Genomic DNA, 14,075 nt, shown 5'->3' with positions numbered 1-14,075 from the left:
AATGTATAACAAGTCAAAAGAACTCTACGATGAAGCGGTTAAAGTAATGCCTGGCGGTGTTAACTCTCCGGCCCGCGCCTTTAAATCAGTCGGCGACCACCCGCTCTTTATCGACCATGCGAAGGGCGCCCGTCTCTACGACGTCGACGGCAATGAATTTATCGACTACTCGCTCAGCTTCGGGCCTTTAATTTTAGGCCATGCAGACGATAAAGTCGTGAAAAGCGTCCAGGACGCTGCGGTTAAAGGCACATCTTTCGGGGCCCCAACAGAGCTTGAAACGACTATGGCTGAACTTGTTATGGAACGCGTACCGTCCATAGAAATGGTCCGCATGGTATCGTCAGGGACAGAAGCGACGCTCGCAGCCCTGCGTCTCGCCCGCGGTTATACAGGCAGAAGCAAAATACTTAAATTCGAAGGCTGCTACCACGGCCACAGTGACTCACTCTTAATTAAAGCAGGTTCAGGTGTGGCGACCCTCGGTCTGCCGGATTCTCCGGGTGTGCCTGAAGGAACTGCGAAAAACACGATTACTGTGCCTTATAACGATGAAGCAAGCTTAACAGAAGCATTCGATAAATTCGGCGATGATATCGCAGCTGTGATTATGGAGCCTGTCGCAGGCAACATGGGTGTCGTGCCGCCGGTTGAAGGCTATCTTCAATTCGTGCGCGATCTTACAGAAAAAAATAATACGCTGTTAATCTTCGATGAAGTGATGACCGGCTTCCGTGTCGGCTACAATTCAGCACAGGGCTACTTCGGCATTACACCGGACTTAACATGTCTCGGTAAAGTTATCGGCGGCGGTCTGCCGGTCGGCGCTTACGGCGGTAAAAAAGAAATTATGGAACGTATCGCACCAAGCGGTGATATTTATCAGGCTGGAACGCTTTCGGGCAACCCGCTCGCTATGAGTACGGGACTTGCAACGCTCAGCCAGCTGACTGAAGAAAGCTATGACTACTTCGGCAAGCTCGCAGATCAGCTTGAAGCGGGACTGAAAAAAGTATTTGCCAAGCACGATCAGCCGATTACGGTTAACCGTGCAGGCTCAATGATCGGTTTCTTCCTGACTGAAGGCCCGGTGACTGACTTCGACAGTGCAAATACAAGCGACCTGGAATTATTCAGAGCGATGTACCAGGCCCTCTTAGACGAAGGTGTTTACCTGCCGCCGTCTCAGTTTGAAGGTATGTTCTTATCCACAAAACATACTGAAGCAGACATCGAGACGACAATTAATGCGTTTGATAAAGCATTAAGTAAAGTTACGGGTAAATAATTTAAATTTTGTACTTCATGACTTATAGATTATGTGTATAATAGTGAGTGATAGTATAAATGGGGGGTAGACATAATGAGTGATAACAAAAAACGTCCACGCGGAACAAAAGTCGATGGCCAGCCTCGCTACATCGAAAAAAATCCGTCTGACAAAACTAAAGGCACAGTACACCTTTACTGGTTAGTACCTGTGATTATCGTTTTCTTAATCGTTCCTTTACTTATTTTCCACTTAGGCAGCGGCGGCGGTGATACTGCTTCCGAAGAAGAATCCGGAACTGAAGAAACAGCGGATTCAGGAGAAGAGTCGGGCGGCAGTGAAGGCGAAGAAGCTTCTGAAGAAGGCGGCGAAGAAACTGCATCGAGCGGAGACGTTGATGCTGAAGGAATCGCACGCGACAACTGTGCATCATGTCACGGTCAGGACTTCTCAGGTGCAATGGGTCCAGCTTTAGCAGGTACAAGCCTTGCTGAAGATGAGTTTACATCAATCGTCCGCGAAGGCCAGGGTTCAATGCCTGCCTTCAGTGAAGATCAGATTGCTGACGACGAACTGACTGCACTTTATGAGTTCTTTGGTGAACAATAATATTTGAGATAAAGAGACAAACTCGTATTGTATGAGTTTGTCTTTTTCTATATATAAACAAACTTAGGGCAGGGGACTGGAACTATGAATAACACAAGGGAAAGAGGAAGTTTAACAGGGCGCAATCTGGTAATTGCCATATTAATTATCGGCGCTTTTATTTCGATTTTAAATCAGACGCTGCTGGTGACGGCGGTGCCTGTCATTATGAAAGATTTGAATATTCCGTTCAGCACCGCCCAGTGGCTGACGACGGGCTTCTTTTTAGTGAACGGAATTATGATTCCGATATCCGCATTTCTAATTAATAAGTTTACGACGAGGAAACTGTATATGACCGCGATGATTTTATTTACAGCAGGTACGGTAGTTGCAGCACTGTCGACGGTATTTCCTATACTGCTTACAGGGCGCATTCTGCAGGCCGGAGGCGCGGGTATTATGATGCCCTTGTCCCAGGTCATTCTCCTGCAGATGTTCGATGTTGAAAACAGAGGAAAAGCGATGGGACTGTTCGGGTTGATTATCGGTTTTGCACCAGCTATCGGACCAACTCTGTCGGGCTATATCGTAGAATTCTGGCCGTGGCGCTCCCTCTTTATTATTATTGCGCCGCTCGCAGCACTGAATATCGTCTTTGCGTATTTTTATATGCGGAACGTTACAGAACAGACCAATCCGAAAGTCGACATACTGTCGATTGTTATGTCCACTTTAGGCTTTGGCGGTTTGCTGTACGGCTTCTCAGTCGCGGGAGTCAGCGGCTGGACGAGCTTAGAGGTGATTGTGCCGATTCTTGGCGGTTTAGTAATTGTCGGTCTCTTTGTCCGCAGGCAGTTTATTTTGGTTCAGCCGATACTTGAAATCCGGGTTTTAGCTAACCCGTACTTTCTCATGGCCTCGCTGATCGGGATTATCGTTTTCGTCTCGATGGTCAGCGCCAACAATATCGTCCCGGTCTTAATGCAGGATATGCTCGGCTTCACTGCTTTTCAATCCGGGCTGTCACTCTTGCCGGGTGCTCTTGTGATGGGGATTATGTCGCTCGTCGCCGGCTGGCTGTTTGACCGCTACGGCATCCGGATTCTTACCTTTACCAGTCTCGGTCTGATTTTAGCGACCTCTGTGCTGCTGTCCTTTTTGACAGTTGAAACAACCTTTACCTATATTACGATTGTTTATACCGTGCGCCTGCTCGGCGTTGGTCTGTCCATGATGGCATTAACAACTTATGCCATGAACGCGCTCGAAAATCACATAATCTCCCACGGCACCTCGCTGAACAACACGATGCGCCAGATCGGCGGGTCGCTCTTCACGGCACTCTTTATTACGATTATGACGGGAGTTGCGTTCAATGTCTCCGGCGGCTCCGCTGACGGCCCGTCACCTGCCGACGAAATTATCGGCGTCAACTATACCTTTATCGCCTCGGCAGTGCTCGCAGTCATCGGTTTGATATTCGCCTTCTTCTTAAAAGAGCAGGAAAGAGTTGTGAGCGATAAAGAAGACGGGGATAGCTAGTGTTTGTGTGATAAAGATTGTGAAAGTGAGGGGCGGCGGATAACAACGGCGACTTCCCGTTGTGAATCGGAGGAGCTGGGATAACAACGGCATTTTCCCGTTGTGAACCGGACAGCTTGGGATAACAACGGCATTTTCCCGTTGTGAATCGGGTGGCTTGGGATGACGACGGCGATTCCCCGTTCTATACCGGGCGTAAGCACAGCGAGTATAAACGAAGAATGAGGGTATTGTGTCATTATAATACTTGTCCGCATGGACTTTTGATAAAATAAGCGGCTTCAAGTACGAAACGAAATCGCCGTCGTACTCAGGAACAGCTTCAAGTACGACACGGAATTGCCGTCGTACTCGGGAGTAAGTTCAAGTACGACACGGAATTGCCGTCGTACTCGGGAGTAAGTTCAAGTACGACACGGAATTGCCGTCGTACTCGGGAGTAAGTTCAAGTACGACACGAAATCGCCGTCGTACTCGGAATCAAGTTCAAGTACGACAAGAAATCGCCGTCGTACTCGGGAACAGCTTCAAGTACGACGCCTAACCCCCGTCGTACTCGGAATCAACCGCAACCAATCCCAAGTACATCACCGCCCGCACCTCGCATAAGTGTAAAAAGCAACTTACTTTATATCGAGCGTAATATAAGTTATTATTATAGATGACACTTGAATAGATAAGGTGATTTTATGAAAGTACTTCGTTTCTTGCTGCTCGTCGCTGTGGCGGCCTTGATTTCAACAGGCTTATCCGCGCTCGGCATGATTTTGCCGTGGCTCTTCGGTTCGATGATTGCGACGATTCTCTACATTCGGCTGGTCCGCCGCGAGTTATTTTTCCCGCGCTGGCTCGGTGATCTCGGGGTCGCGATTATGGCCGTCGAAATAGGCTCCACTCTGACGCTCGATGCTTTAATGGACATGCGCGATGATTTATTTAACATTTTTCTTATGACCATTCTCGTTCTTTTACTCAGTCTCGCCTTGTCCCGGCTATTTATCTACCTGACCGGCAGTACGCCGGAAACGGCAATTCTCGCTTCAGTGCCCGGAGCTCTCTCCCAGATGCTGATTATGGCGGAGGAGGAGAAGCGGGCGGATATTCTGCTCGTCACGCTCACTCAGATGTCGCGGATTATTTTAATCGTGCTGATTGTGCCTTTCGTTTCAGGGCTCTTCCAGCCGTCTTCTGAAATCGGGGCGGAGCCTGCCGCGGTCGATTACATCTCAACTATCTTTATACCGGAGATGCTGATTATTCCCGTCGCTGCCTTTGGGCTAATTTACCTTCTTCAGAAGATAAACTTCCCGGCAAGCTTAATGCTCGGACCGATTATCGTCTTAATTATATGGAATTTAACGACGGGCATTGAGTTTTCGCTCGATCTTGTTTTTATTAATATTGCGCAGATCCTCTTCGGTATCCGGATCGGCCTGCAGATCGCATCCCTGATGACACAGCTGAACAAGCGCCTGATATTTTCGATTCTCTTGCAGAATCTGATTCTTATCTTCGGTACGATGTTTATCGTCTTTATCTTCCAGCTGTTTACAGTGCATCAGTTTAACGACCTCTTCTTAAGTGCCGCACCGGGCGGGCTTGGGCAGATTATCGTTATAGCGATTGAAACAGGCGGTAATATCGCGATGATTTCGAGTTATCATATCTTCAGGATATTCTTTATCATTATCGTCGTTGTACCGATTGTCGGCTATTATTTAAAATATTTGAACAGAAAACGCACGCAGTAAAAGACACCGACTTCAATCTTGACAGTTTTTTAAAAGTCGCATACTATTAACTTATATAAATATGAGAGACGTAGAAGAGTAGCTGTATGCAGGCGTCAAAGAGAGTAAACGATAGTGGTGAAAGTTTACCGGTGCATACTGTGAAGGTAGCTATGATAAGTTTTGTGTGAACGCTCCAATAGGAGTGAGTAGCGCAAAACGTGCGGTGAGCGTTAATCACCAAGTTGAGATGCAGGCTCATAGCCTGAATTTAGGTGGCACCGCGGAACTCCCGTCCTATTACTGGACTGGAGTTTTTTGTTTTTAAAATAATAAGGAGTGATCGATATGGAAATGCCGAAAAAGTATAATCCGGCTGAAGTTGAAGAGGGCAAGTATGAGAATTGGGTTAAAGCAGGCTTATTTAAATCTGATGTCACAAGCAGTAAAGAACCGTTTTCCATCGTCATTCCGCCGCCGAACGTGACAGGGAAGCTGCACCTCGGCCACGCCTGGGATACGACGCTGCAGGATATTATTACGCGTATGAAGCGCATGCAAGGCTACGATGTACTGTATCTTCCGGGTATGGATCATGCGGGTATTGCGACACAAGCTAAGGTAGATGCGCGCCTTCGTGAAACTGGCATTAAAGCATCTGACATCGGCCGCGAGAAGTTTTTAGAGCACGCCTGGAATTGGAAAGAAGAGTATGCTTCTCATATCCGCGAACAGTGGGCAAAAATGGGACTTGGTCTCGATTACGATAAAGAGCGCTTTACGCTCGATTCAGGCCTGTCAAAAGCAGTGCGTAAAGTATTCGTTGACATGTATAACAAAGACTTAATTTACCGTGGTGAATATATTATTAACTGGGACCCGGAAACCGAGACGGCACTCAGTGATATCGAAGTTATTCACAAAGATATTGAAGGCAAGTTCTATCACGTGAAATATCCGCTGACTGACGGTTCCGGCTACCTTGAAATCGCAACGACGCGTCCTGAGACCATGCTCGGGGATACAGCAGTTGTGGTTCATCCGGATGACGAACGCTACCAGGACCTTATCGGCAAGACGGTTACTTTGCCGATTGTCGGCCGCGAACTGCCGATTATTGCAGATACTTACGTCGATAAAGATTTCGGCTCCGGCGCTATGAAAGTGACACCGGCACACGACCCGAACGACTTTGAAATCGGCAACCGCCACGATCTTGAACGCATTAACGTCATGCACCCGAACGGTGTAATTAACGAACTCGGCGGCAAATATGAAGGGCTCGACCGTTTCGATTGCCGCAAACAGCTGGTCAGTGACCTTGAAAACGGGGGCTATATGTTGAAAATTGAAGCGCATATGCACTCTGTCGGTCACTCTGAGCGCTCGAACGCTATCGTTGAACCGTATCTGTCGACGCAGTGGTTCGTCAGCATGAAGCCGCTCGCTGAAAAGAGTCTCGACAACCAGAACACAGACAACCGTATCAACTTTGTGCCGAACCGTTTTGAACATACCTTTAACGGCTGGATGGAAAACATCCGCGACTGGGTTATTTCCCGCCAGCTATGGTGGGGCCATCAGATTCCTGCCTGGTATCACAACGAAACAGGTGAAATTTATGTCGGAGAAGAAGCGCCGGAAGACAGTGACAACTGGACGCAGGACGAAGATGTTCTCGATACCTGGTTCTCAAGCGCGCTCTGGCCGTTTTCTACTATGGGCTGGCCGGAAGAAACACCTGACCTTGCTAAATACTTCCCGACCAATGTGCTGGTAACAGGTTACGATATCATCTTCTTCTGGGTCGCGCGCATGATTTTCTCGTCTTTAGAGCAGACCGGCGAAAAACCATTTGATGATGTGCTCCTGCACGGCCTGGTCCGCGATGAACAGAATCGCAAGATGTCGAAATCGCTCGGCAACGGGGTCGATCCGATGGATGTTATCGACAAGTACGGTGCGGATGCGCTCCGTTACTTCTTATCGACCGGTTCAACGCCGGGGCAGGACCTTCGCTACAGTGACGAAAAAGTGGAGAGCGTCTGGAACTTTATCAACAAGATCTGGAATGCTTCGCGCTTCGCCCTGATGAATATCGGTGAAGACTTTACGCTTGCTGACATTAATTTAGAGGGCGATAAATCGCTCGCTGACAAGTGGATTCTCACTCGTCTTAACGAGACAATCGCAGATGTAACGCGCCTGTCTGAAGACTACGAGTTCGGTGAAGTCGGCCGTGCGCTCTATAACTTCATCTGGGATGACTTCTGTGACTGGTATATCGAGATGGCTAAGGTGCCGATGACTCACGGAACGGACGAAGAGAAACAGATGACGCGTTCAGTGCTCTTATATACACTCGATAAAATCCTGAAAATGCTGCATCCGTTCATGCCGTTCGTAACGGATGAAATTTATCAGACAATCAACAAAGAAACATCGATTGTTGTAAGCGACTGGCCGGTTGTCGATGAGACTTTAAGTTTCGACGATGCATCTGCTGAAATGGAACTGCTCGTAAATATTATTAAATCAGTCAGAACGACACGCAACGAAGTCAATACGCCGTTATCGAAACCGATCGATATTAAACTGGAAGTGAAAGACGATGCGAGACGGGCTGCGGTTGAACGCAACAAGCATTACATCGAGCGCTTTACAAACCCGGAACATTTAACTATTTCTGCATCAATTGACAAGGGTGACGACGATAAGACAGATGTTGTAAAAGGGGCAACAGTTGTCCTGCCGCTCGCTGGACTCATCAACAAAGAAGAAGAAATTGCCCGTCTTGAAAAAGAACTGGACCGCCTTCAGTCTGAGTTAAAACGCGTGGCAGGCAAGCTGAACAATGAGAAATTTGTCAGCAACGCGCCTGATGCAATCGTTGAAGAAGAACGTAAAAAACAAGCGGGCTACGAGGCGCAGTATGAAGAAGTTGAGGCGCGCCTTAAGAGCTTGAGAGGTGTGGAATAGCCGATGGATTATCAGGACAGTCTGAAGTGGATACACGAACGGACGAAATTTGGCATTAAACCCGGTGTGAAGCGTATGGAATGGATGCTCGGGGAGTTAGACCATCCCGAAAGAAAAATTACAGGCGTTCACATTGTCGGCACCAACGGCAAGGGCTCGACGCTGTCGTATATGCGGAGTGCCTTAAATGAAAACGGCTATACAGTAGGGAGCTTTACATCTCCTTATATCGAAGTCTTCAACGAACGTATTTCGATTGACGGCAAGCCGATTTCAGATGAAGATATCGCGCTCTTAGCTAACCTCGTGCGCCCGGTCTCGGAGCGCATGATCGAAGAAACCGATCTCGGCAACGCCACGGAATTTGAGATTATTACGATGATGATGTTCGTCTACTTCGGTAACGTGCATCCGGTAGATTACGTACTGGTGGAAGCGGGCCTCGGCGCAACCCATGACTCGACCAATGTCTTTAATCCGGTCATGACGCTTCTCACCAGCATCGGTCTTGATCATATTGATATTCTCGGTGATACGCTCTTAGACATTACTAAAGATAAGTCCGGTGTCATTAAAGAAAATATTCCGCTCGTCTTTAACGTCAAAGACGATACATGCCGCGACTATATTTACAAAGTGCTGGATGAGAAGAACGCCAAAGGTATCGAATTCTCAAGGGACATTATTCTGACGGAAAACGGTGAGGAATTCAGTTTTAAATACGGCAAATTTGACTTTGATGATATTAAACTTGAAATGCTCGGCCGCCACCAGCAGGAAAACGCCTCGATTGCGATTGCGGCGCTCCTTGAAATGATGGAACGCGATTTAGTTAAACTCGACGTCAACAAGATGATCCAGGGTGTTGAGAAAACCTTCTGGACCGGCCGGATTGAGAGAATCAGCGAAGACCCGCTTATTATTTTAGACGGCGCGCATAATAATGAAGCGGTAGATGCTTTAGTGGATACGATGCGGTCGAATTACGGCGACAAGAAAATCACCGTACTGTTCTCCGCAGTCAAAGGCAAGCCGCTCGATACGATGGTATACAAAATCGGCATGCTTGCGGACACTTTCAATGTAACAGAATTCGACTTCTTTAAAGCAGAAGACGGGGAAGTGCTGTTTAATGCTATTGATCATCCGGATAAACACTTCGTTAAAGACTATGTAGACTATGTGAAACATTTTGACGGAGATCTGCTGCTGGTGACAGGCAGCCTGTACTTTATCAGTGAAGTGAAAAAAGGATTAAGAGAAGAATAGGAATTTAAAGCAGCAGGGGCGTGGGCCTCTGCTGCTTTTTTTCTTGTTGGAGGTTTTTGGGAGATGCAGATATACATGAGAGGCGGTCATGACTATGCATCGACAAAATACGTATACATGACAGCTGTTCACGCCTATGCAAGGACAAATGCGTATACATGAAACGGCGTCACGCCTATGCATGGACAAATGCGTATACATGACAGCCGTTCATGCCTACGCAAGGACAAATACGTATACATGACAGCCGTTCACGTCTATGCATGGACAAATACGTATACATGAAGCAGCCTCACGCCTACGCATGGACAAATGCGTATACATGAGAGGCGGTCATGACTATGCATCGACAAAATACGTATACATGACAGCTGTTCACGCCTACGCAACAACAAATACGTATACATGAGCCCCGCACAAAAATAACCCCACAAAAAAAGAGCACACCATGTGCTCTTCAAAAATTATAAACCAGTACCATCTTTTTTGCTGTCTTCCATACCTTTTAAGGAATCCCGCATTTCACGCAGCAGCACCAGCTGCTCGTCTTCTGCTTCTTCTTCGACGAAGCGGTTTCTGGTTAACTTGTTGACAACTTTAACGAAGACAAATACTGCTGCACCAACGATGATAAAGTCGATAATAGCCTGAATGAATACACCGTAAGTAATTCCCATGTACTGCCAGTCAGATGCAAAGTCCGTATCTCCGAAAATCAAAGCGATTGACGGCATAATGATATTTTCAACCAGCGCCTGGACGATTTTACCGAACGCGGCCCCGATGACTACTGCAACTGCCAGATCTAAAACATTGCCGCGCAGCATAAAGTCTTTAAATTCCTGCCACATAATATGACCTCCTGTATGTTTGATTTGCTAACTTTAATTATATTACATGAAAAAGCACTGATTTCAAGTGTTATTTTACATTTAATTAATATATTAACACAGCAGACTCAAGCATTTTATTAATAATGTTTAGTTATGAATGTTATAATTAAAGATAAATAAATGTTATATATATTACAAGCTTATTCATATCACTAATTTTTCTGAAAGCATTTACTTTAGCTTCGGAGTAAGTATACAATTAGGATGACTAAATTTAGAGGGGGCTTTTAATGATGTCAAAGAATGTGAAAGACAATTCTCGTCAGACATTATCGGTAAATGGTAAAGATTATACTTATTACAGCCTGCAGTCGCTTGCAGACAAAGGCATGAGCAAATCTGAAAACCTGCCGTATTCAATTCGTGTATTACTTGAATCAGTATTAAGACAGTACGATGGCAGAGTCATTAATGATGACCACATTGAAGCATTGGCAAACTGGGATAAAGGGGATATTAAAGGTAAGGAAGTTCCATTTAAACCTTCCCGTGTTATTCTGCAGGACTTTACAGGGGTGCCTGCGGTAGTTGACCTTGCATCACTGCGTAAAGCCATGGATGATGTAGAAGGCGATGTTCAGAAAATTAACCCGGAAGTACCGGTTGACTTAGTAATTGACCACTCGGTGCAGGTTGATGAGTACGGCAGCTTAAATGCCATGCAGAAAAACATGGACCTTGAGTTCGAACGCAACATGGAGCGTTATGAGTTCCTGCGCTGGGCAACTAAAGCCTTCGACAACTATCAGGCAGTTCCGCCAGCGACAGGTATCGTTCACCAGGTGAACCTTGAGTACCTTGCAAATGTAGTGCACTCAAGAGAAGAAGACGGCGAACAGGTGCTTTATCCGGATACATTAGTGGGTACTGACTCACACACGACAATGATAAACGGTCTCGGTGTTCTCGGCTGGGGTGTCGGCGGTATCGAAGCTGAAGCAAGTATGCTTGGACAGCCTTCATACTTCCCGGTTCCTGAAGTTATCGGTGTGAAGATGACTAACTCATTACCTGAAGGTACAACTGCAACTGACCTTGCTCTAAGAGTAACTGAAGAGCTTAGAAAGAAAGGCGTTGTCGGTAAATTTGTTGAGTTCTTCGGTAAAGGGGTAACAGAATTACCGCTTGCTGACCGCGCAACAATCGCAAACATGGCGCCTGAATACGGTGCGACTTGCGGATTCTTCGCAGTTGACGATGAAACTCTCGATTACTTAAGACTGACAGGCCGCGACAGCAACCACGTAGACGTTGTCCGCGAATACCTGAAAGAAAACAATCTCTTCTTCGATCCATCAGTTGAGCCGACTTATACTGACGTTGTTGAGCTTGATTTATCTACAGTTGAATCATCACTTGCAGGACCAAAACGTCCTCAGGACTTAATCAACTTATCAGATATGAAGGAAGAGTACAGAAAATCAGTAACAGCTGAGAGCGGCAACCACGGCCACGGCTTAACTGAAGAAGAATTCGATAAAACAGCTACTGTAGAGTACAATGACGGCGACAAAGATGAGCTGAAAACAGGTGACCTTGTAATCGCTGCGATTACGTCATGTACAAACACATCTAACCCGTACGTTATGCTCGGTGCCGGTTTAATCGCTAAAAAAGCAGTTGAAAAAGGACTGACTGTGCCGAAGTACGTTAAGACGTCACTCGCACCAGGTTCTAAAGTTGTTACAGGCTACCTAGAAGACGCAGGTCTTCAGCCGTACCTTGACCAGCTTGGCTTCAACTTAGTTGGTTACGGCTGTACAACATGTATCGGTAACTCAGGTCCATTACGCCCTGAAGTAACGAAAACAATCGTTGATAACGATATGCTCGTATCATCTGTTTTATCAGGTAACCGTAACTTTGAAGGACGTATCCACCCGTTAGTGAAAGCGAACTACTTAGCTTCACCTCAGCTTGTTGTGGCATACGCACTTGCAGGTACAGTAGATATCGACCTTCGCAACGAGCCGTTAGGAAAAGATAAAGGCGGCAACGATGTGTACATGAAAGATATCTGGCCTTCAATCAAAGAAGTCAGAGACACAGTAATGTCTACAGTAACACCTGAGCTATTCAGAAAAGAATACGAAACAGTATTCGACTCCAACGAAACTTGGAACAAAATCGACGTTACAGATGCACCATTATACGATTTCGATGAAAGCTCAACATATATCCAAAACCCGTCATTCTTCCAGAACTTATCTAAAGAAGCAGGTACAATCGAGCCGTTAAACGGTCTCCGTGTACTTGGTAAATTTGGAGACTCTGTAACGACTGACCACATTTCACCAGCAGGTGCGATCGGTAAAGATACGCCGGCAGGTAAATGGTTAATCGAGCAGGGCGTATCACCGCGCGACTTTAACTCTTACGGTTCACGACGTGGTAATCACGAAGTCATGGTGCGCGGCACATTTGCCAACATCCGTATCCGCAACCTGATTGCACCGGGTACAGAAGGCGGCTATACAACTTACTGGCCGACAGGCGACGTAATGAGCATTTACGAAGCATCGCAGAAATACCAGGAAGACGGCACAGGTCTGATGATTGTTGCCGGCGACGACTACGGTATGGGCTCAAGCCGTGACTGGGCAGCCAAAGGAACGAACCTCCTTGGCGTTAAAGCAGTCCTTGCTGCGAGCTACGAACGTATCCACCGTTCAAACTTAGTAATGATGGGTGTTCTGCCATTACAATTTGTTAACGGTGAAAACGCTGAAGACCACGGTCTTGACGGTTCTGAAAGCTTCGATATCAATATCGATGAAAGTGTGACAGCAGGAGAAGTCATCGACGTTCTTGCAACGAAAGAAAACGGCGAACAAGTAACTTTCCAGGCTAAAGTACGCTTTGACTCCGAAGTAGAAGCAGACTACTACAGACACGGCGGCATCCTGCAGCTGGTTCTCCGCAACAAGATTGCATCTGCTTAAGCAGAATTTAAAACAGATTTGAAAAATCCATCAAAGCACTGCTTTGATGGATTTATATTTTAAGGAAAAGCAACAAAATCAAACAACCAAACTCAAACAAAAAAAACGACCTGAAAGTCTAAACCAGACTTCAGGCCGTTTCTCTTAGGTTACCAATTACATAAATGTAATTTTCGGTTCGGTGCCTTCCTTAATGCGTTTCATATTGGAAATATGTTTTACAATTACGATAATCCCGAGTATAATTCCAAAGCCGATCATAAACAGATCACCTGTAAACAGCACGCTGATTAAGAGGGCAACTGCTGCAAGTACACTGCCGAGGGATACGTATTTCGATAATTTCAAAGTGATTAAAAACGTCGCCAGTACTACAAGAAAGATAATTGGCGCAGCGGCTAAAATGGCACCGCCGCCTGTTGCGACTGCTTTGCCGCCTTTAAATTTTAAAAATATCGAGTAGACGTGGCCGATAGCCGCGACAACCCCGAAAATAACGACAGGGAAATCGACGTCAGTACTGACCAGCATAGCAACCCATACAGGGATCGCTCCTTTTAACAGGTCGAGTATCAGTACAACGATACCGGCTTTCTTGCCGAGAATACGAAAGGTGTTCGTCGTGCCGACGTTGCCGCTCCCGTGTTCGCGCAGGTCAATATTGTAAAACGTTTTGCTGATAATCAGGCTGAATGGAATAGAGCCGAAAAGGTAGCTGAAAATTAATAATAAAATAACTGTATACACTAAATAATCCCCTTTTGCTATCAGGTACTAATAGTTTACCATAAAAAATTATATTCGCACATATTTATATAAGGTAGTCTATAATAATATTATGTAAACTTAATAGATTTTG

The 14,075-nt window shown here is 46.2% G+C and carries 9 protein-coding genes and 1 other annotated feature; of the genes, 7 read left to right on the top strand and 2 right to left on the bottom strand.

The genetic code is table 11. The features are described from left to right. Position 1 precedes the first annotated feature (1 nt). From hemL to IR135_RS04430, 6 genes are all read left to right on the top strand, one after another. Complete coding sequence (gene hemL / locus IR135_RS04455) at positions 2–1,288, top strand: glutamate-1-semialdehyde 2,1-aminomutase (protein ID WP_135097064.1); 1,287 nt, start codon at positions 2–4, stop codon at positions 1,286–1,288. Positions 1,289–1,363: 75 nt separating this feature from the next. Next, a complete protein-coding gene (locus IR135_RS04450; protein ID WP_228063409.1) occupies positions 1,364–1,879 on the top strand; it encodes a c-type cytochrome in 516 nt (171 codons plus the stop codon). A gap of 84 nt (positions 1,880–1,963) precedes the next feature. Then, positions 1,964–3,403 (top strand): MDR family MFS transporter, encoded by a 1,440-nt coding sequence (locus IR135_RS04445; protein ID WP_135097062.1) that lies wholly within the window; start codon positions 1,964–1,966, stop codon positions 3,401–3,403. A gap of 689 nt (positions 3,404–4,092) precedes the next feature. After that, positions 4,093–5,154, top strand: coding sequence for an AbrB family transcriptional regulator (locus tag IR135_RS04440; RefSeq protein WP_135097060.1), 1,062 nt, complete (start codon positions 4,093–4,095; stop codon positions 5,152–5,154). A 56-nt stretch (positions 5,155–5,210) separates the two neighbouring features. Continuing rightward, positions 5,211–5,436, top strand: a binding site (T-box leader). Positions 5,437–5,481: 45 nt separating this feature from the next. Further along, the gene (locus IR135_RS04435) at positions 5,482–8,112 is read left to right on the top strand and encodes a valine--tRNA ligase (RefSeq protein ID WP_135097058.1); all 2,631 of its coding nucleotides are present in this window, start codon (positions 5,482–5,484) and stop codon (positions 8,110–8,112) included. Between the two features lie 3 nt (positions 8,113–8,115). Beyond that, the gene (locus tag IR135_RS04430) at positions 8,116–9,381 is read left to right on the top strand and encodes a bifunctional folylpolyglutamate synthase/dihydrofolate synthase (RefSeq protein WP_135097056.1); all 1,266 of its coding nucleotides are present in this window, start codon (positions 8,116–8,118) and stop codon (positions 9,379–9,381) included. Positions 9,382–9,845: 464 nt separating this feature from the next. Here IR135_RS04430 and mscL read toward each other — a convergent pair whose 3' ends face one another. Beyond that, on the bottom strand, positions 9,846–10,232 hold the full coding sequence (gene mscL, locus IR135_RS04425) for a large conductance mechanosensitive channel protein MscL (RefSeq protein WP_135097054.1): 387 nt from the start codon (positions 10,230–10,232) through the stop codon (positions 9,846–9,848). 275 nt (positions 10,233–10,507) lie between these two features. Between mscL and acnA the strand changes: the two genes are divergently transcribed. Next, positions 10,508–13,216 (top strand): aconitate hydratase AcnA, encoded by a 2,709-nt coding sequence (gene acnA, locus IR135_RS04420; protein WP_135097105.1) that lies wholly within the window; start codon positions 10,508–10,510, stop codon positions 13,214–13,216. 156 nt (positions 13,217–13,372) lie between these two features. On the opposite strand, the gene plsY is transcribed toward acnA, so the two are convergent. Continuing rightward, a complete protein-coding gene (gene plsY, locus IR135_RS04415; RefSeq protein ID WP_135097052.1) occupies positions 13,373–13,963 on the bottom strand; it encodes a glycerol-3-phosphate 1-O-acyltransferase PlsY in 591 nt (196 codons plus the stop codon). Positions 13,964–14,075 lie beyond the last annotated feature (112 nt).

It is taken from the genome of Jeotgalicoccus nanhaiensis (genome assembly GCF_015235105.1).
GTDB classification, from domain to species: domain Bacteria; phylum Bacillota; class Bacilli; order Staphylococcales; family Salinicoccaceae; genus Jeotgalicoccus; species Jeotgalicoccus nanhaiensis.
Note: the sequence above shows the minus strand (reverse complement) of the source record. Positions and strands in the feature narration are given on the sequence as shown.

Excerpts from the sequence above, each read along its gene's own strand:
- hemL (WP_135097064.1), top strand. The coding sequence starts at position 2 with ATGTATAACAAGTCAAAAGAACTCTACGATGAAGCGGTTAAAGTAATG.
- IR135_RS04450 (WP_228063409.1), top strand. The coding sequence starts at position 1,364 with ATGAGTGATAACAAAAAACGTCCACGCGGAACAAAAGTCGATGGCCAG.
- IR135_RS04445 (WP_135097062.1), top strand. The coding sequence starts at position 1,964 with ATGAATAACACAAGGGAAAGAGGAAGTTTAACAGGGCGCAATCTGGTA.
- IR135_RS04440 (WP_135097060.1), top strand. The coding sequence starts at position 4,093 with ATGAAAGTACTTCGTTTCTTGCTGCTCGTCGCTGTGGCGGCCTTGATT.
- IR135_RS04435 (WP_135097058.1), top strand. The coding sequence starts at position 5,482 with ATGGAAATGCCGAAAAAGTATAATCCGGCTGAAGTTGAAGAGGGCAAG.
- IR135_RS04430 (WP_135097056.1), top strand. The coding sequence starts at position 8,116 with ATGGATTATCAGGACAGTCTGAAGTGGATACACGAACGGACGAAATTT.
- mscL (WP_135097054.1), bottom strand. The coding sequence starts at position 10,232 with ATGTGGCAGGAATTTAAAGACTTTATGCTGCGCGGCAATGTTTTAGAT.
- acnA (WP_135097105.1), top strand. The coding sequence starts at position 10,508 with ATGTCAAAGAATGTGAAAGACAATTCTCGTCAGACATTATCGGTAAAT.